This is a genomic window from Streptomyces sp. NPDC047706 (genome assembly GCF_043204795.1).
Taxonomy (GTDB): Bacteria; Actinomycetota; Actinomycetes; order Streptomycetales; family Streptomycetaceae; genus Streptomyces.
Genome location: NZ_JBIDCW010000021.1, coordinates 133,409 through 151,375, shown reverse-complemented (window position 1 = coordinate 151,375; position 17,967 = coordinate 133,409). Strand labels below are relative to the sequence as shown.

15 protein-coding genes are annotated in these 17,967 nt (G+C 71.8%); 7 read left to right on the top strand and 8 right to left on the bottom strand.

The window, feature by feature from the left end; translation table 11 throughout:
• Positions 1-153: hypothetical protein (locus tag ACGF8A_RS24480; protein WP_393111580.1), on the top strand; the 153-nt coding region annotated here is incomplete at its 5' end.
• 99 nt (positions 154-252) lie between these two features.
• On the top strand, positions 253-744 hold the full coding sequence (locus ACGF8A_RS24475; RefSeq protein ID WP_393111569.1) for a DUF2087 domain-containing protein: 492 nt from the start codon (positions 253-255) through the stop codon (positions 742-744).
• Between the two features lie 15 nt (positions 745-759).
• Here ACGF8A_RS24475 and ACGF8A_RS24470 read toward each other — a convergent pair whose 3' ends face one another.
• From ACGF8A_RS24470 to ACGF8A_RS24460, 3 genes are read right to left on the bottom strand one after another with little or no spacing between them, the layout of a single operon-like run.
• Positions 760-3,039 carry an FtsX-like permease family protein gene (locus ACGF8A_RS24470; protein ID WP_393111567.1) on the bottom strand — a complete coding sequence of 760 codons (2,280 nt, stop codon included), beginning with the start codon at positions 3,037-3,039 and terminating at the stop codon, positions 760-762.
• A gap of 41 nt (positions 3,040-3,080) precedes the next feature.
• Positions 3,081-3,833: an ABC transporter ATP-binding protein gene (locus ACGF8A_RS24465; RefSeq protein WP_393111565.1), complete on the bottom strand. Its 753-nt coding sequence runs from the start codon at positions 3,831-3,833 to the stop codon at positions 3,081-3,083.
• Positions 3,830-4,345: a PadR family transcriptional regulator gene (locus ACGF8A_RS24460; RefSeq protein WP_393111563.1), complete on the bottom strand. Its 516-nt coding sequence runs from the start codon at positions 4,343-4,345 to the stop codon at positions 3,830-3,832. The genes ACGF8A_RS24465 and ACGF8A_RS24460 overlap by 4 nt, the downstream gene beginning before the upstream one ends.
• A gap of 124 nt (positions 4,346-4,469) precedes the next feature.
• On the opposite strand from ACGF8A_RS24460, the gene ACGF8A_RS24455 reads away from it, so the two are divergent.
• The 5 genes from ACGF8A_RS24455 to ACGF8A_RS24435 all read left to right on the top strand — a co-directional run bounded on the left by ACGF8A_RS24455 (position 4,470) and on the right by ACGF8A_RS24435 (position 11,072).
• Positions 4,470-5,741 (top strand): ABC transporter substrate-binding protein, encoded by a 1,272-nt coding sequence (locus ACGF8A_RS24455; RefSeq protein WP_393111561.1) that lies wholly within the window; start codon positions 4,470-4,472, stop codon positions 5,739-5,741.
• Positions 5,742-5,907: 166 nt separating this feature from the next.
• Entirely contained in the window at positions 5,908-7,536 is a 1,629-nt protein-coding gene (locus ACGF8A_RS24450) for a glycoside hydrolase family 13 protein (RefSeq protein ID WP_393111559.1), read from the top strand.
• 13 nt (positions 7,537-7,549) lie between these two features.
• Positions 7,550-8,872, top strand: coding sequence for an ABC transporter substrate-binding protein (locus ACGF8A_RS24445; protein ID WP_393111557.1), 1,323 nt, complete (start codon positions 7,550-7,552; stop codon positions 8,870-8,872).
• A 5-nt stretch (positions 8,873-8,877) separates the two neighbouring features.
• Positions 8,878-10,236, top strand: a complete 1,359-nt coding sequence (locus tag ACGF8A_RS24440) for a carbohydrate ABC transporter permease (RefSeq protein ID WP_393111555.1) — start codon at positions 8,878-8,880, stop codon at positions 10,234-10,236.
• The gene (locus tag ACGF8A_RS24435; RefSeq protein WP_393111553.1) at positions 10,233-11,072 is read left to right on the top strand and encodes a carbohydrate ABC transporter permease; all 840 of its coding nucleotides are present in this window, start codon (positions 10,233-10,235) and stop codon (positions 11,070-11,072) included. The genes ACGF8A_RS24440 and ACGF8A_RS24435 overlap by 4 nt, the downstream gene beginning before the upstream one ends.
• A gap of 89 nt (positions 11,073-11,161) precedes the next feature.
• Here ACGF8A_RS24435 and pgl read toward each other — a convergent pair whose 3' ends face one another.
• Genes pgl through tkt form a run of 5 tightly spaced genes read right to left on the bottom strand, consistent with a single transcriptional unit; the run spans position 11,162 to position 17,845 of the window.
• On the bottom strand, positions 11,162-11,944 hold the full coding sequence (pgl, locus tag ACGF8A_RS24430; RefSeq protein WP_393111551.1) for a 6-phosphogluconolactonase: 783 nt from the start codon (positions 11,942-11,944) through the stop codon (positions 11,162-11,164).
• Positions 11,941-13,074: a glucose-6-phosphate dehydrogenase assembly protein OpcA gene (opcA, locus tag ACGF8A_RS24425; protein ID WP_393111549.1), complete on the bottom strand. Its 1,134-nt coding sequence runs from the start codon at positions 13,072-13,074 to the stop codon at positions 11,941-11,943. The genes pgl and opcA overlap by 4 nt, the downstream gene beginning before the upstream one ends.
• Positions 13,071-14,600, bottom strand: coding sequence for a glucose-6-phosphate dehydrogenase (gene zwf, locus ACGF8A_RS24420; RefSeq protein WP_393111547.1), 1,530 nt, complete (start codon positions 14,598-14,600; stop codon positions 13,071-13,073). The genes opcA and zwf overlap by 4 nt, the downstream gene beginning before the upstream one ends.
• A gap of 4 nt (positions 14,601-14,604) precedes the next feature.
• Positions 14,605-15,723 (bottom strand): transaldolase, encoded by a 1,119-nt coding sequence (tal, locus tag ACGF8A_RS24415; RefSeq protein ID WP_393111545.1) that lies wholly within the window; start codon positions 15,721-15,723, stop codon positions 14,605-14,607.
• A 34-nt stretch (positions 15,724-15,757) separates the two neighbouring features.
• Positions 15,758-17,845 (bottom strand): transketolase, encoded by a 2,088-nt coding sequence (tkt, locus tag ACGF8A_RS24410; protein ID WP_393111543.1) that lies wholly within the window; start codon positions 17,843-17,845, stop codon positions 15,758-15,760.
• Between the last annotated feature and the right edge of the window lie 122 nt (positions 17,846-17,967).

The window sequence follows — 17,967 nt, the reverse complement described above, 5'->3', positions numbered from 1 at the left end:
AACATCGACTCCTTCGACCAGTGGGGCGTCGAGCTCGGCAAGGTCCTCGCCAAGCGCGTCGAACCCGCCCTGACCGAGGGCGCACACGTGCCCGGCCTGGACGCCTCCACGACCGCGCTGGTCGCCAAGTACCGCGAGCTGCGTGGCCGTTGAGCCCTGAGGGCGGCCGTGCGGACGTGAAATGCGGATGCGCGGCCGGCTTCCGGCGGGTGACACTGCTCCGGCCCGTCACCCGCCGGAAGGACACCCATCATGGACCAGCTCATGGCCGCGCTCGCCGATCAGGAACGGCTGAAGCTGTACGCCCGGATCGTGCTGCAGGACCTGCCGCCCCGTGAGGAGGACTCTCCCGCCGCGCGCAGGCACCTGGGGCGCCTGGTCTCGGCCGGGCTCGTGGAGCGCCTGCCGGACGGTTCCCTGAAGGCCGACCCTGCCGTCTTCCGCCGTGCCCGCCCCGCCGAACCGGCGCAGACCGGCGTACCCCGGCGCCTGACCGGGTTCTTCGCCCACGGCCGGCTGACCTCGATCCCGGTCCGTCCGGTCGTACGCCGCGCACTGCTGGAGCATCTGACGCAGACCCTCTTCGCGGACGGCCGCAGCTACACCGAAGGCGAGGTCAACGAGGCCTTCCGCACCGTCCACGACGACACCTCGGCGCTGCGGCGCTACTGCGTCGAGAACGGTCTGCTCGTGCGCGAGCGTGACGGCAGCAGCTACCGGCGCGCCACGCCGGTCACCGTCTGACGGCGCGGCCCCGGCTCAGGCCACCGCGCCGAGGGTGTCCGCCAGGCGGCGGTGGGCGGCGCGGGTCGCGGGGAGGGCGGCCAGGGCGGCGGCGCCGGCCACGGCGGCCGTGCCGAACAGCAGCAGGAGGCCCGGCGACGGACCCCGCGCGATTCCGGCGCCGATGCCGCTGGAGCTGCCCTGGGCGTCGATCAGCCAGTGCGCCAGCGGCAGGCCCAGGGCGGTGCCGAGGAGGACCGCGGTCAGGGCGGTGCAGGCGGTGGCCGTGACGGTGATCCCGGTGATCTGCCGTGGGGTGAGGCCGATCGCCTTGAGCGCCAGCAGGTCCCGCTCGCCCTCCCGGACGGTGCCGCCGATCACGGTGAGCAGCTCGACGATCCCGATGAGCGCCAGTACGGCGATCAGGCCCAGCACCACCCCGCGCAGCGACGACAGCCCGTCCACCGGGTTGGGCACGGCGTGCACGTCCAGGTGTCCGCCGGCCGCCGTCGCCAGGTCGGCCGCGACCTCGTGCGGGTCGGCACCCGGCCGCAGACGCAGCTCGTAGAGGGCGGGGCGCAGCTCCGGGTCGTTCTCGCGGAGCGTGTCGAGCGAGGTGGAGATGACCCGGCCGGCGTTCTCCGTCTCGATGCTGCGGCCGACGATGTGCAGGATCTGCGGCTGGTCGCCCACGGTCATGCGCACCCAGTCGCCGACGCGTACACCGAGCAGGTCCAGCAGTCCCTGCCCGGCGACCGCCTCGTCCCGGCCGAGCGCCGGGCGGCCCTCGGCCATGGCGTAGGGGTAGGGGGCCTCACGGGTGCCGAGACCGCGCAGCGCGATGGTGCCCGTCTGCCCCGGCACCAGCGCCGCCACCTCGACGCCCGGGTGGGCGGCGGTGATCCGCGGGTCGTCGCCGAGCAGGGTACGGACCTCCGCGTCGCCGATCTCTCGGTCGGGCCGGACGGTGAGGTCGGCGAGACCGACCTGGCCGGGGCTGCTGTGGAAGCGGTCGAGGGTGGTCCACGCGCTCATCGCCACCACGATCAGCAGCAGGGGCAGCGCCAGCCGGGCGACGGTGGCCGGTGTCCGTGGCCGGCGGGCGAACGCCTTGTGCCAGCCGAGGACCAGCGCGGGCGGCAGGCGCAGTCCCAGCGCGCGGCGTCCCGCGCCCGACAGCCGTCCGTCGGCCGGGACGGCGGCCCGGGGCACGGGCACCGGCGGCACCCGCCCCGCCCGCCAGGCCGCGAGCCCCGTCGTCGCGGCGATGAACAGCACGGCGGCCACCGGTGTGCCGGCCAGGGCCGCGGTGTGCCCCGGCAGGCCCTGCCACACGCCGACCGCCTCCCCGGGGCGGCCGGGGATCCGGCTGCCCAGGGCTTCGGTCAGCGCCGCCGCGGCCACCGCGCCGAGCAGGGCGTACGCGAGGTGCTGGAGCAGGAAGACCCGTACCACCTGCCCGGGTGTGAAGCCGATCGCCTTGAGCACGGAGATGTCCCGCAGATGGCTCCGTATGCGGGTGCCGATCGCCCCGTGCACGGCGAGCCCGGCCGCGAGCAGGGCGCCCAGCCCGAACAGGCCCAGTACCTGGCCGAGCAGCCGGGTGTCCCCCTGTGCCTCGGACCGGGCCTGCTGCCAGGTGGAGACCTCGCTGACCGCGCCGGCCCCCAGCACGGTGACGGCGCGCTGGACGGCGTAGTCCGTCTCGTCCGGTTCCGTCAGACGCAGCCCGGTCACCGCGCCGTCCGGGGCGCGCACGGCGGACGGCAGCGCCCAGACCAGGCCCGGCCGCTCGCCGGGGCGGTAGCGCGGCTCGGCGCTGTCGGCGATCCCGGCGACGGTGAGGGTGCGCGCGGTGCCGGGCAGGGCGAGGACGTCGCCGGGCTCGGCGAGCAGGGCGCGGGCCAGATGGCTCTCCAGCACCACGCCGTCGGGGTGCGCGCCGTCCAGCCAGCGGCCCGAGGTGAGGACGGGGCGCCCGCCGGTGGGGCCGGCGGGCGCCCCGCGCAGTTCGACCGAGGCGCGGATGCCGCGGGCGGCGACGGTGGCGGACTCGGTGGGGTAGGGGCCCGCGACGGAGTCGAGACCGCCCAGGCGGGAGAGCTTGCCCGCGTCGGCCGAGGGTGCCGTGTGGATCCACACGTGCGCGTCCCGGGATTGCGTGAAGACGCGCTGCCAGGGGTTGGTCGCGTAGCCGAAGAGCGCCGTCGCCAGCAGCAGCGAGGCGACGACGCCGGCGGTCGCGAGCACGAGGAACAGCGCCTCACCGCGGTGCGTCCGCAGGTCGGAGTGCACCCAGCGCAGGGTCGCTCGCATCGGCCTCAGCCTCTCGGCCCGGGGGCGTGGTACACCGGTGATCAGTCCCTGAGCTCCAGCACCCGGGACGCCCCCGCCCGGTGCGACGGTACCCCGGTCAGCTCCGCGTCGTCGGCGATGCGGCCGTCGAAGAAGCTGATGACCCGGTCCGCGGCGCTCGCCAGCCGTGCGTCATGGGTGACCAGCAGGATCGTCTGGCCGCGCTGGTGGAAGCGGGACAGCAGCCGCATCACCTCGCGGGTGCCCCGGCTGTCCAGGCTGCCCGCGGGCTCGTCGGCCAGCAGCAGCGGCGGATGGTTGACCAGGGCGCGGGCCAGCGCGACCCGCTGCTGCTCACCGCCGGACAGCTCGCCCGGCATGCTGCGCTCCTTGCCGTCCAGCCCCAGCTCGGCCAGCAGCGCCTCGCGCTCGGCCCGTGCCCGCTTCGGCGCGAGACCGGCGAGCAGCGCGGGCAGCTCGACGTTGTCCGCTACAGACAGGTTGGAGACCAGGTTGAAGAACTGGAAGACGATCCCGATGCGCCGCCGGCGTTCCACTGCCCAGCGCGCCTCGCTGTAGGAGTCCGTGCACTCGCCGTCCAGCCAGACGCTGCCGCCGTCCGGGCGCTGGAGCCCGCCGAGCAGATGCAGCAGCGTCGACTTCCCCGCGCCCGACGGGCCGGTCACGGCCACGAACTCGCCCGGCGCCACGGCCAGGTCGACGCCGCGCACGGCATGTGCCGGGGCACCCTGGCCGTGATGCGTCTTGACCAGGCCTTCGGCGCGCAGCGCGGGAGTGGGACGGTGCTCGCTCACTCCAGCTCCTCCAGTTCCTCCTGGCAGCGCTCCAACCAGTCGAGGTCGGCCTGCAGATGCAGCATCGCGCCCTCGATCAGCAACTGCGCGACGCGGTTGTCCCGGTTCTCGGCGGCGGCCAGCTTCGACAGGCTGCGCATGGTGTTCAGATACTGGCGCCGCTGCTTGTTGATCAGCGCGATCTGGTCGGCCAGCCCGGTCTGCGGGGCGAGCGCGAGTTTCATGAAGAACTCGTCCCGTACCCGCGGCTCGTCCGCCGTCTCCTCGTACCAGGCGTGCAGCGCCTCCCGCCCGGCGTCGGTGAGGTGGTAGATCTTCTTGTTCGGCCGGTTCGACTGCTCGATCTCCTCGCCCTCGATCAGTCCCGACTTCTCCAGCCGGGCGAGGGTGACGTAGATCTGGCCGATGTTCGGCTGAGGGTACGCGGCACCCAGCAGTTGCTCAAGGTCCTGCTTCAGCTCGTAGCCGTGGGCCGGTTCGCGCGCGAGGAGTGCCAGGAGGGGCAGGCGCACTCGTGCTCTCCTCCTCGCGTCCGCTCGGTGTGCTCCACGCCCTAGTATCGCCCATACCTAACGGGTATACATGGCGACGGACTGCGGGCGACGAGGCCCGATGCCGGTGTACAGGGAGGAACCTATGCGGTGGACGCACGCCGCCGGTAGGGGCCTTCTCGTCCTCGTCGTCGTACTGACCGGTTACGTCACCTCCGGCGCCCGTGCCGACGAGGGCACCGCGGGCGGCCGTGGCCCGCTCACCCTGGCCACCGCCGGCGACCTCACCGGCTATCTCGGACCCCTGCTCCAGGACTGGAACCGCACCCATCCCGGCGAGAAGGTCACGCTCGTCGAGCTGCCGGACTCCGCCGACGAGACCCGCGCGCAGATGATCACCGACCTGCGCGGCGGCTCCCGCGGCCGGTTCGACGTCCTCAACATCGACGTCGCCTGGACCTCCGAGTTCGCCGCGGCCGGCTGGATCCGCCCGCTGCCCCGGGACCGCTTCCCGCTCGGCACCTTCCTCCCGCCGGTCGTCGGCACCGCGACGTACGACGGGCGGCTGTACGCCGTCCCCTACGTCACCAACGCCGGCCTTCTGCTGTACCGCAAGGACGTGCTCGCCGAGGAGGGCGTCCCACCGCCGCGCACCTGGGCCGAGCTGGAGCGGGTGTCGCAGACGGTCGCCCCTGAGCACGGCCTGGACGGCTACGCCGGGCAGTTCCTGCCCTACGAGGGCCTCACCGTCAACGCGGCCGAGGCCGTGTACTCGGCGGGCGGCACGATCCTCGGCGACGAGGGCGAGCGTGTCACCGTGAACTCGCACGCGGCCCGCGAGGGCATCGGCTTCCTCGCCCGCGGTGTGCGCGAGGGCTGGATACCGCGGCAGGCGCTGACGTACAAGGAGGAGGAGTCCAAGCAGGCCTTCCTCGACGGCCGCCTGCTGTTCCTGCGCAACTGGCCGTACGCCTACGCCGCCGCCTCGGCCGCCGGGTCCCCGCTGGCCGGCAAGGTCGGCGCCGTGCCCCTGCCCGGACCCGACGGCCCCGGCACGAGTGTGCTCGGCGGCTCCAACCTGGCCGTCAGCAGCCACGCGCGGCACCCCGACACGGCGGCGCGCCTGCTCGCGTATCTCACCAGTGAGCCCGTCCAGCGCCAGGTGCTCACCCGTGGCGCGCTGCCACCCGTACGGGCCGCGCTGTACGAGGATCCGGAACTGGTCCGGGACTTCCCCTATCTGCCGACCCTGCGCGCGAGCGTGCTCGCCGCGGCGCCGCGTCCCAAGAGCCCGCGTTACGACCAGGTCAGCCTGGTGGTCCAGGCGGTCGTGCACGACGCGATGACGGGCCGCGAGAGTGCCGGCGGCGCGGTGCGGCGCCTGGCGCGCGAGCTCGCCGCGACCTCCAGTCGATAGTTACCCGTTAGGTAACGCCAACATCTCAACTGGGCGCAGAATGCCCGGATAGTTACATTATGCGGTAATCAACTCCCGGGTAGCTTACGTCCATTCGTTGACACCCTCGCGTCACGCCTACTTAACATGCATGCATAACCTGCACTCGTAGAGATGGATCAATGGGTTGAACAGGCACCACTGGTGGCGTGATGCGGTGATCTACCAGGTGTACGTCCGCAGCTTCCTCGACAGCACCGGAGACGGCATCGGCGACCTCGCCGGGGTCCGGACCGGACTGCCGTACCTGAAGAAGCTCGGGGTCGACGGCATCTGGCTGAGCCCCTTCTACCCCTCGCCGCAGCACGACCACGGGTACGACGTGGCCGACTACTGCGACGTCGACCCGCTCTTCGGCGACCTCGCCGAGTTCGACCTGCTGGTGCGCGCCGCCCGGCGGCTCGGCGTGAAGGTGCTGCTGGACATCGTCCCGAACCACTGCTCCAGCGAGCACCCGTGGTTCCGCGAGGCGCTCGCCTCGCCGCCCGGCAGCGCGGCCCGCGCCCGGTTCCACTTCGCCGACGGCCGCGGCGAGGGCGGCGCCGAGCCGCCCAACAACTGGCACGCCATGTTCGGCGGCCCCGCCTGGACGCGGGTGCCCGACGGCCAGTGGTACCTGCACATGTTCACGCCCGAGCAGCCCGACTGGAACTGGCGTAATCCCGGGATCGGCGCGGAGTTCGACCGGACCCTGCGCTTCTGGCTCGACCGCGGTGTCGACGGCTTCCGCATCGACGTGGCCGCCGGCCTCTTCAAGCACCCCGGCCTGCCGGACTCCGACGACCCGGAGGCCGACGCCCGCACACGTGACTCGGTCAACCCGCTCGCCTGGAACCAGCCCGAGGTGCACGACGTCTGGCGACGCTGGCGCGCGACCTGCGACGAGTACGCGGCCCGCGACGGCCAGGAACGGCTCCTGGTCGGTGAGGTGTCCGTGCCGACCGCCCGCGAGCACGCCCTCTACGTCCGCCCCGACGAACTGCACCAGGCCTTCTTCTTCGACCTGCTCGGCGCGCCCTGGAACCCGGACGCCTTCCGCAAGGTCATCTCCGAGGCCATGCAGGACATCGCCGGGACCGGCTCCACGGTGACCTGGGTCCTCAACAACCACGACCAGGTCCGCACCGTCACCCGCTACGGCGAACCCGCCACGGAGGGCAGCGGCCTGGGCGCCGCCCGCGCCCGCGCCGCCGCACTGCTGATGCTGGCGCTGCCCGGGGCCGCCTACATCTACCAGGGCGAGGAGCTCGGCCTTCCCGAGGTCGTCGACCTGCCCGACGACGTGCTCACCGACCCGATCTTCCACCGCACCGGCAGCCGGGCCCGGATCCGCGACGGCTGCCGGGTGCCGCTGCCCTGGTCGGGGCAGGCCTCGCCGTTCGGCTTCACCTCCGGCGTCGAGGGCGTCAAGCCGTGGCTGCCGCAACCGGAGTGGTTCGCCGAGCACGCCACCGACCGGGCGCTGGCCGACACCCGCTCCTTCTGGCACCTGTACCGGGACGGCCTCCAGCTGCGCTCCTCTCTGCCCCAGTTGGGCGAGGGCACGCTGCGCTGGCTGGACACCCCGCCGGGCGTCCTGGCCTTCGCCCGCGGCGACGACCTGGTCTGCGCCGTGAACTTCGGCACCGCCCCCACACCCGCGCCGGTCTTTGGCACCCCCCTGCTGGCGAGCGGGCCCTGCCCGGACGCCGGGGTGCTGCCCGGCTCCACCGCCGTCTGGTGGATCACCGACCCCTCGTCAACTCCCACCCCCTGAAGGGACATCAACGATGATGCGACGACGTACCACCCTGCTCAGCTGCACCGCCCTGGTCCTCGCGCTGGGCACGACCGCCTGCGGCGGCGGCCCGGTCGCGGCCGGCGGCGGCGACAAGGCCCTCAGCGGCCGGACGGTCACCGTGGCCGGTGTCTGGTCCGGCAGCGAGCAGGAGAACTTCCAGAAGGTGCTCGACGCCTTCACCGAGAAGACCGGCGCGAAGACCCAGTTCGTGTCCACCGGCGACAACGTCTCCACCGTCGTCGGCAGCAAGATCGAGGGCGGCAACGCCCCCGACGTGGTGATGGTCCCGCAGGTCGGCGTGCTCCAGCAGTTCGCGAAGGAGGGCTGGCTGAAGCCGCTGTCCAAGACCGCGCAGACCTCCGTGGGCGCCAACTACGCGGACGTGTGGAAGAGCTACGGCAGCGTCGACGGCACGCTGTACGGCCTGTACTTCAAGGCCGCCCACAAGTCGACCGTCTGGTACAGCCCCGAGGCCCTCACCCAGGCCGGGGTCGAGCCGCCGGCGACGTACGAGGAGATGCTGAAGGCCGGGCAGACGATCTCCGACTCCGGGCTCGCCGCCTTCTCGGTCGCCGGACAGGACGGCTGGACGCTCACCGACTGGTTCGAGAACATCTACCTCTCCCAGGCCGGACCCGAGAAGTACGACGCCCTCGCCGCGCACGAGCTGAAGTGGACCGACGCCTCCGTGGTCGAGGCGCTGACGACGCTCGGCAAGCTCTTCGAGGACAAGCAGCTGATCGCGGGCGGGCAGAAGGGTGCCCTGAACACCGACTTCCCGGGCTCGGTGGAGAAGGTGTTCGGCCCCGAGCCCGAGGCCGGCATGGTCTACGAGGGCGACTTCGTGGCCGGTGTCGCCAAGGACCAGTTCGGCAGGACCATCGGCGAGGACGCGAACTTCTTCCCGTTCCCGGCGGTCGGCGGCGGTGACGCGCCCGTCGTCAGCGGCGGCGACGCGGCCGTCGTGCTGAAGGACGGCAAGAACGCCGAGGCGGGCATGCAGCTCCTGGAGTACCTCGCCACCCCGGAGGCCGCCGCGGTGTGGGCCGAAGCCGGCGGCTTCCTGTCCCCGAACAAGAAGGTCGACCTCGCCTCCTACGGCGACGACGTCACCCGGGCCACCGCCGAGTCCCTGGTCGGCGCGGGCGACTCGGTCCGCTTCGACATGTCCGACCAGGCACCGGCGGCCTTCGGCGGCACCAAGGGCGCGGGCGAGTGGAAGATCCTCCAGGACTTCCTGCGCGACCCGTCCGACCCGAAGGGCACCGCCGCCGAGCTGGAGGCCGCTGCGGCCAAGGCGTACGGGAACTGACGGCCATGACCGCGACGCTCGTGAAGGAGGCGAGCCCGCCGGCCGCCGCGGCCGCCGGAAAGCCCCGGCGCCCGCGGTGGCGCAGGCCGGCCGTCGCCCTGCTGTTCGTCCTGCCCGCCCTGCTGCTGCTCGGCGCGCTCGTCGTCTACCCCGTGCTGTTCTCCGTCGGCCGCAGCTTCTTCGACGCGTCCGGCACCCGGTTCGTGGGCGGCGGCAACTACACCGAGATGTTCCGCGACCCGGCGACGCTGAAGGCCGTGCGCAACACGGCGATCTGGGTCGTCGTGGCGCCGGCGCTGCTGACCGGGCTCGGCCTGATCCTGGCCGTGCTGGTGGAGAAGATCCGCTGGGCGACGGCGTTCAAGCTGCTGCTGTTCATGCCGATGGCGGTGTCCTTCCTGGCCGCGGGCATCATCTTCCGGCTCGCCTACGACGAGGACCCCGACAAGGGCGTGCTGAACGCCGCCGTGGTCTCCGTGCACGACGCCTTCCAGGGCACCTCGTCCTATCCGGCCGCGCGGGCCCGCGACGGCCAGGGGATGACCAAGGAGGCGGACGGCGCGTACCGGACGACCGCTGGCGTCTCCCCGGGCGACACCGTGACGCTCGGCCTGGTCGGCGTGCTGCCGGGCGACCTGCCCGGCGGTGCGGAGCCCGCTCACGGGGCGGCGGGGCGGAAGGCGGGCCCCGGCGAACTGCGCGGAGTCGTCTACCTGGACTTCACGCCCGGCGGGGGAGGGGAGCAGGGCCGCGTCGACCGGCAGGAGAGCGGGCTGCCCGAGATCACGGTCGAGGCGGTACGGGACGGGAGGACGGCCGGTACGACGACCACCGCGTCCGACGGCTCCTTCGCCTTCACCGGGCTTCAGCCGGGCTCGTACACCGTGCGGCTGCCTGCCGCCAACTTCGCGCCGCCCTACGAGGGCGTCTCCTGGCTCGGCCCGGCGCTCGTCACACCGGCGATCATCGGGGCGTACCTGTGGATCTGGACCGGCTTCGCGATGGTGCTGATCGGCGCGGGGCTGTCCGCGCTGCCCCGGGACGCGCTGGAGGCGGCGCGGATGGACGGCGCCAACGAGTGGCAGATCTTCCGGAAGATCACCGTGCCGCTGCTCGCGCCGGTGCTGACCGTCGTCTTCGTCACCCTGGTGATCAACGTGATGAAGGTCTTCGACCTCGTCTACATCATCGCGCCCGGACCGGTGCAGCAGGACGCGACCGTGCTGGCGACCCAGATGTGGCTGGTGTCGTTCGGCGGGGGCAACGACCAGGGGCTCGGCAGCGCGCTCGGCGTCCTGCTCCTGCTGCTGGTGATTCCCGCGATGGTCTTCAACGTCCGCCGCTTCCGAAGGAGTCAGCGATGAACGCCGTCCGACGCGGTCTGGGCAACAGCCTGGTCCAGGCCGTCCTCGTGGTGGTGGGCCTGATCTGGCTCACTCCGCTGGCCGGGCTGTTCCTGTCGTCGCTGCGGTCCGCCGAGGACACCGCGAAGGGCGGCTGGTGGACGGTGTTCACCAGCCCCGGCCAGCTGTCCTTCGACAACTACTCGGCGCTGCTGCAGAACTCCGGCGTCACGCAGGCCTTCTGGAACACCGTGCTGATCTCGGTGCCGACGACGTTCCTCGTGGTCGTCGTCGCCGCGCTCGCCGGCTACGCCTTCGCCTGGCTCGACTTCCCCTTCCGCGAGCCGCTGTTCCTGCTGGTGGTGGCGCTGCTGGTGGTGCCGGTGCAGATCGGCCTGCTTCCGGTGGCCAAACTCTTCGGCCAGCTGGGCCTGTTCGGCACGATCCCGGGCGTGGTCCTCTTCCACGTGGCCTACGGACTGCCGTTCGCGGTCTTCCTGCTGCGCAACTACTTCGCCGAGATGCCGAAGGAGATGCTGGAGGCGGCCCGGATGGACGGCGGCAGCGAGTGGCGCATCTTCACCCGCCTGATCCTGCCCGTGGGCCGCCCGGCCATCGCCAGCCTCGCCATCTTCCAGTTCCTGTGGGTCTGGAACGACATGCTGGTGGCACTCCTCTTCGCCGACAGCGCCTCCCAGCCGCTGACGGTGGAACTCCAGTCCCAGATCCGCCAGTTCGGCAGCAACATCGACGTCCTGGCCCCCGGTGCCTTCGTCTCCCTGATCGTCCCGGTGGTGGTGTTCTTCGCCTTCCAGCGGCATTTCGTGCAGGGGGTGATGGCGGGGTCGGTCAAGTAGCCCCGTCCGTCCGTCTGTCGGAGGCAAGAAGAACGCCGGGCCCACCGCATGGTGTGCCCGGCGTCCTTGTGCCGTGCGGAGCCGTGCCGTCAGGCCGACGCCGGCGGATACAGCGACCTCGGCAGCTGGGACGCCGCCGCCGAGTCCAGGAGCCACAGGGTGCGTGCGCGGCCGTACGCGCCGGCCGCCGGGGCCTGGATCTCGCCGGCGCCCGAGAGGGCCATGGCCGCGGCGTCGGCCTTGTCCTCGCCGGCTGCCAGCAGCCATACCTCGCGGGCCGCGCGGATGGCGGGGAGAGTCAGGGTCACACGGGTCGGCGGGGGCTTGGGGGCGCCGTGGACGCCGACCACCATGCGGTCGGTCTCCCGTACCGCGGGGAGCTCCGGGAACAGGGAGGCAACGTGGGTGTCCGGGCCGACGCCCAGCATCAGGACGTCGAAGGACGGGACCGGGGCGTGGTTCTCCGGGACCGCCGCCCCGGCCAGTTCCTCGGCGTAGGCGGCCGCCGCCGCGTCCACGTCCGAGCCGTGCGGGCCGTCCGACGCGGGCATGGCGTGCACGCGCTTCGGGTCCAGCGGCACGGAGTCGAGGAGCGCCTCGCGGGCCTGCGTGACGTTGCGCTCCGGGTCGCCCTCGGGCAGGAAGCGCTCGTCGCCCCACCACAGGTCCAGGCGGGACCAGTCGACGGCGTCCCGGGCGGGCGCGGCGGCCAGCGCGGCCAGCAGGCCGTTTCCGTTGCGGCCACCGGTGAGGACGACGGACGCGCTGCCGCGCGAGGCCTGGGCGTCCACGATCTTCGTGATCAGCCGGGCCGCGGCGGCCTGCGCCATCAGTTCCTTGTCGCGGTGGACGACCAGTTGGGGTGTGCTCACTTCGCCGCCGCCTTCTTCACCGGTGCCGGCGCCGCCGCGTCCTTCGCGGGCGCCTTCGCAGCAGTTTCGACGGGAGCCGGGATCGCTTCGGCTTCGGCTTCGGTTCCGGTGCCGGTTCCGTCGCCGCCCCCGGTCCGTTCCCCGTCTCCGTCTCCCGTTCCCGTGGGTTCTCCTTTGGCCGGAAGCTCCCCGGCGGCGGTGGGCGACGCGTTCAGCCGGTCCACCCCGTAGCGCAGTGCCGACGCGTACGTGTCGTCCGGATCCAGCCGTCGCAGCTCCTCCGCGATCAGCTCGGCCGTGTCCCGCCGCTTCAGCGCCACCGCACGGTCCGGCTGGCCCTGGATGGACAGCGTGGCCAGCGAGCCGTCGGCGCGGTCGAGGGCGATCGGCCCGCAGTCCGTCTCCATGCGGACCGCGGTGAGCCCGGGTCCGGCGGACAGCGAGCGCCGGACGGGGACGTCCAGCCGGTCCGCGAGCCACATCGCCAGCAGCTCGCAGCTCGGGTTGAACTCCTCGCCCTCCACCTCGACGCCCCGGACCTCGCAGACCACCTGGTCGAGGGCCGCGGCCAGCATCGAGCGCCAGGGCGTGATGCGGGTCCAGGACAGGTCGGTGTCGCCGGGCGCGTACGTGTCGGCGCGGGCGGAAAGCTCCCGTACCGGCTGCTCGGCGGCGTAGGTGTCGGTGACCCGGCGCTGGGCCAGCGCGCCGAGCGCGTCGCCGGCCGGGTCGAGCGGCGCGTCGACCGGCCACCAGACGACCACGGGGGCGTCCGGCAGCAGCAGCGGCAGCACCACCGACTGCGCGTGGTCGGCCACCTCGCCGTGCAGCCGCAGGACGACGGTCTCGCCGGTGCCCGCCTCGGCGCCCACCCGCACCTCGGCGTCCAGGCGCGACTGCGTGCGGTCGCGGGGGCTGCGTGAGACGCGCCGGATCACCACCAGCGTGCGCGAGGGGTGCTCGCGCGAGGCGTCGCCGGCCGCCTTCAGGGCGTCGTAGGCGTTCTCCTCGTCGGTGACGACGACCAGGGTGAGGACCATGCCGACGGCGGGCGTGCCGATGGCGCGGCGGCCCTGCACGAGCGCCTTGTTGATCTTGCTGGCCGTGGTGTCGGTGAGGTCTATCTTCATGGCCGGCGCCAGCTCCGTCCGTCTCGTTCGAGCATCTGGTCGGCCTCGACGGGCCCCCACGTGCCGGCCGGGTACTGCGCGGGCTTGCCGTGGCCGTCCCAGTACTCCTCGATCGGGTCGAGGATCCGCCAGGACAGCTCGACCTCCTCGGTGCGCGGGAAGAGGTTCGAGTCGCCCAGCAGGACGTCCAGGATCAGCCGCTCGTACGCCTCCGGGCTGGACTCCGTGAAGGACTCGCCGTACGCGAAGTCCATGGAGACGTCCCTGATCTCCATCGAGGTGCCCGGCACCTTGGAGCCGAAGCGGACGGTGACGCCCTCGTCGGGCTGGACGCGGATGACGATCGCGTTCTGGCCCAGTTCCTCGGTCGCCGTCGTGTCGAAGGGGGAGTGCGGGGCGCGCTGGAAGACCACCGCGATCTCGGTGACCCGGCGGCCCAGGCGCTTGCCCGTGCGCAGGTAGAACGGCACGCCCGCCCACCGCCGGTTGTCGATCTCCAGCTTGATGGCCGCGTAGGTGTCGGTCTTCGACGCGGGGTCGATGCCGTCTTCCTGGAGGTAGCCGGTGACCTTCGCGCCGCCCTGCCAGCCCGCCGCGTACTGCCCGCGCACCGTGGAGCGGCCCAGGTCCTTGGGCAGCTTCACGGCACCGAGCACCTTGGTCTTCTCCGCGGCCAGCGCGTCCGCGTCGAAGGAGGAGGGCTCCTCCATCGCGGTCAGCGCGAGCAGCTGGAGCAGGTGGTTCTGGATGACGTCACGGGCGGCGCCGATCCCGTCGTAGTACCCCGCGCGGCCGCCGATGCCGATGTCCTCGGCCATGGTGATCTGGACATGGTCCACGAAGGACCGGTTCCAGATCGGCTCGAACATCGTGTTGGCGAAGCGCAGCGCCAGGATGTTCTGGACGGTCTCCTTGCCCAGGTAGTGGTCGATCCGGAACACCTGGTCCGGGGCGAAGACCTCGTGCACGACCTTGTTCAGCTCCTCGGCCGACCTCAGGTCGTGGCCGAACGGCTTCTCGATCACGGCGCGGCGCCAGGAGCCGCCCTTCTGGTCGGCCAGCCCGTGCTTCTTCAGCTGCTGGATGACGACCGGGAAGGAACGGGGCGGCACGGAGAGGTAGAAGGCGAAGTTGCCGCCCGTGCCCTGCGCCTTGTCCAGCTCGTCGATCGTGGCGCGCAGCCGCTCGAAGGCGTCGTCGTCGTCGAAGGTGCCCTGGACGAAGCGCATCCCCTGGATGAGCTGCTGCCAGACCTCCTCGCGGAACGGCGTACGGGCGTGTGCCTTGACCGCGTCGTGGACCTCCTGCGCGAAGTCCTCGTTGGCCCACTCGCGGCGGGCGAACCCGACCAGCGAGAAGCCCGGTGGCAGCAGACCCCGGTTCGCGAGGTCGTACACCGCGGGCATCAGCTTCTTTCGTGACAAATCGCCCGTGACGCCGAAGATGACCAGGCCCGACGGCCCCGCGATACGCGGGAGCCGTCGGTCTGCGGAGTCACGGAGCGGGTTCGCTCCGGCGGAGGACAAGGTGTCAGCCCTCCGAGGGGGCGAGGCGCTTCAGCTCCGCCTCGGTCGACTTCAGCAGGTCAATCCAGGAGGCCTCGAACTTGTCGACGCCCTCGTCCTCGAGGAGCTGGACCACGTCGTCGTACTTGATGCCGAGCTGCTCGACGGCGTCGAGGTCGGCCCGGGCCTGCTCGTAGGTGCCGGAGATGGTGTCGCCGGTGATCTGCCCGCGCTCCTCGGTGGCTTCGAGGGTGGCCTCCGGCATGGTGTTGACCGTGTTCGGCGCGACCAGGTCGTCGACGTACATGGTGTCCTTGTACGCCTTGTCCTTCACGCCGGTCGACGCCCACAGCGGACGCTGCTTGTTGGCGCCCGCGTTCTCCAGCACGCTCCAGCGGTCGGAGGAGAAGACCTCCTCGTACGTCTGGTAGGCGAGGCGCGCGTTGGCGACGGCGGCCTTGCCGCGCAGCGCCTTGGCCTCGTCGGTGCCGAGCGCGTCGATCCGCTTGTCGATCTCGGTGTCCACGCGGGACACGAAGAAGGACGCCACCGAGTGGATCTTCGAGAGGTCCAGGCCCCGCTCCTTGGCCTTCTCCAGGCCGGACAGGTAGGCGTCCATGACCTCGCGGTAGCGCTCCAGCGAGAAGATCAGCGTGACGTTGACGCTGATGCCGTTGCCGATCGTCTCGGTGATCGCCGGCAGGCCCGCCTTGGTGGCCGGGATCTTGATCAGGGTGTTCGGGCGGTCCACCAGCCAGGCCAGCTGCCGGGCCTCGGCGACGGTGGCACGGGTGTTGTGCGCGAGGCGCGGGTCGACCTCGATCGACACCCGGCCGTCCTTGCCGCCCGTCGCGTCGAAGACCGGGCGCAGGATGTCGGCGGCGTCACGGACGTCCGCCGTGGTGATCATGCGGACGGCCTCCTCGACGGTGACCTTGCGGGCGGCGAGGTCGGTGAGCTGCTGCTCGTACCCGTCGCCGCCGCTGATCGCCTTCTGGAAGATCGTCGGGTTGGTGGTGACGCCCACGACGTGCTGCTGGTCGATCAGCTCGGCGAGGTTGCCGGACGTGATCCGCTTGCGCGACAGGTCGTCCAGCCAGATCGCGACGCCTTCATCGGAGAGGCGCTTCAGTGCGTCTGTCATGGAAAATGCATCTCCTACGTGTCGTATATGAGCGTCAGCGCCGGGTGGCGGCGATCGATTCCCGCGCCGCGGCGGCCACGTTCTCGCCAGTGAAGCCGAACTCGCGGAAAAGGACCTTGCCGTCGGCCGAAGCACCGAAGTGCTCCAGGGAAACGATGCGGCCGGCGTCCCCGACGTACTTGTGCCAGGTCAGGCCGATTCCCGCCTCGACAGCGACGCGAGCCTTGACGGACGGGGGAAGCACGCTGTCCCGGTACCCCTGGTCCTGCTGCTCGAACCACTCCACGGACGGCATCGAGACCACCCGGGTCGGCACACCCTCGGCCTGGAGCTGCTCGCGCGCCTCGACGGCGACATGCACCTCGGAACCGGTCGCGATCAGGACGACCTGGGGCTCGCCGCCCTCGGCCTCGAACAGCACGTAACCGCCGCGCGCCGCGTTCTCGTCGGGCTCGTACGTCGGCACGCCCTGACGGGTCAGCGCGAGCGCGTGCGGGGCGCCCTTGTCGTACTCCTTGGTGTACCGCTTGAGGATCTCGCGCCAGGCGATCGCGGTCTCGTTGGCGTCCGCCGGGCGGACCACGTTCAGACCGGGGATGGCGCGCAGCGACGCCAGGTGCTCCACGGGCTGGTGCGTCGGGCCGTCCTCGCCGAGGCCGATGGAGTCGTGGGTCCACACGAACGTCACCGGCAGGTGCATCAGTGCCGACAGACGTACGGCGTTGCGCATGTAGTCGGAGAAGACGAGGAACGTGCCGCCGTAGATACGGGTGTGGCCGTGCAGCGCGATGCCGTTCATCTCCGCGCCCATGGAGTGCTCGCGGATGCCGAAGTGGACCGTGCGGCCGTAGGGGTCGGCCTCCGGCAGCGGGTTGTCCGCCGGGAGGAACGACGACGTCTTGTCGATCGTCGTGTTGTTCGAGCCGGCCAGGTCGGCGGAGCCGCCCCACAGTTCGGGGATCACGGCGCCGAGGGCCTGGAGCACCTTGCCGGACGCGGCACGCGTCGCGACGCCCCTGCCCGCCTCGAAGACCGGGATCTTCTCCTCCCAGCCGGTGGGCAGCTCGCCCTTGGAGATGCGGTCGAACTCGGCGGCGCGCTCCTCGTTGCTGTCGCGCCACGCCTGGAACGACTTCTCCCACTCGGCCTTCGCCTGCCGGCCCCGCTCCAGCGCCTGCCGGGTGTGGCCGAGCACCTCGTCGGAGACCTCGAAGGTCTTCTCCGGGTCGAAGCCGAGGACGCGCTTGGTGGCCGCGACCTCCTCGTCGCCCAGTGCCGAGCCGTGCGCGGCCTCGGTGTTCTGGGCGTTGGGGGCGGGCCAGGCGATGATCGAGCGCATCGCGATGAAGGACGGCCGGTCGGTGACCTGCTTGGCCGCCTCGATCGCGTCGTAGAGGGCGTGCGGGTCCAGGTCGCCGTCCGGCTTCGGGGCCACCCGCTGGACGTGCCAGCCGTACGCCTCGTAGCGCTTGACCGTGTCCTCGGAGACGGCGGTCTCGGTGTCGCCCTCGATCGAGATGTGGTTGTCGTCCCACAGCAGGATCAGGTTGCCGAGCTTCTGGTGGCCCGCGAGGGAGGACGCCTCGGCGGAGATGCCCTCCTGGAGGCAGCCGTCACCGGCGATGCAGTAGATGAAGTGGTCGAACGGGGACTCGCCCTGGGCTGCGTCCGGGTCGAACAGGCCGCGCTCGTAGCGGGCCGCCATCGCCATGCCGACCGCGTTGGCGACGCCCTGGCCCAGCGGGCCGGTGGTGGTCTCGACGCCCACGGTGTGGCCGTACTCGGGGTGACCCGGGGTCTTCGATCCCCAGGTCCGGAAGGCCTTCAGATCGTCCAGCTCCAGGCCGAAGCCGGCCAGGTACAGCTGGGTGTAGAGGGTCAGGGACGAGTGCCCGGCGGACAGGACGAAACGGTCCCGCCCGACCCAGTCGGCATCCGCCGGGTCGTGCCGCATCACCTTCTGGAAGAGGGTGTAGGCGGCAGGCGCCAGGCTCATCGCCGTACCGGGATGGCCGTTGCCGACCTTCTGTACGGCATCGGCGGCCAGGACGCGGGCGGTGTCGACGGCCCGCTGGTCCAGCTCGGTCCACTCGAGGTCTGTGGTGGTCGGCTTGGTGCTCACCCTGGGTCAGGGCTCCTCTCCACATGTCGAAGGCCGGTGTCCTCGGCGCACACCGGCTGCCGGTGCACTGGGCGCCCACCGGCCGCTGTCGAGCCTACCCCCGTGAGAACGTGCGTTTTTTC

Coding starts and splice junctions, on each gene's coding strand:
- ACGF8A_RS24455 (WP_393111561.1), top strand. CDS start 4,470: ATGCGGTGGACGCACGCCGCCGGTAGGGGCCTTCTCGTCCTCGTCGTC.
- ACGF8A_RS24445 (WP_393111557.1), top strand. CDS start 7,550: ATGATGCGACGACGTACCACCCTGCTCAGCTGCACCGCCCTGGTCCTC.
- ACGF8A_RS24475 (WP_393111569.1), top strand. CDS start 253: ATGGACCAGCTCATGGCCGCGCTCGCCGATCAGGAACGGCTGAAGCTG.
- tal (WP_393111545.1), bottom strand. CDS start 15,723: ATGACAGACGCACTGAAGCGCCTCTCCGATGAAGGCGTCGCGATCTGG.
- ACGF8A_RS24470 (WP_393111567.1), bottom strand. CDS start 3,039: ATGCGAGCGACCCTGCGCTGGGTGCACTCCGACCTGCGGACGCACCGC.
- ACGF8A_RS24435 (WP_393111553.1), top strand. CDS start 10,233: ATGAACGCCGTCCGACGCGGTCTGGGCAACAGCCTGGTCCAGGCCGTC.
- ACGF8A_RS24440 (WP_393111555.1), top strand. CDS start 8,878: ATGACCGCGACGCTCGTGAAGGAGGCGAGCCCGCCGGCCGCCGCGGCC.
- opcA (WP_393111549.1), bottom strand. CDS start 13,074: ATGAAGATAGACCTCACCGACACCACGGCCAGCAAGATCAACAAGGCG.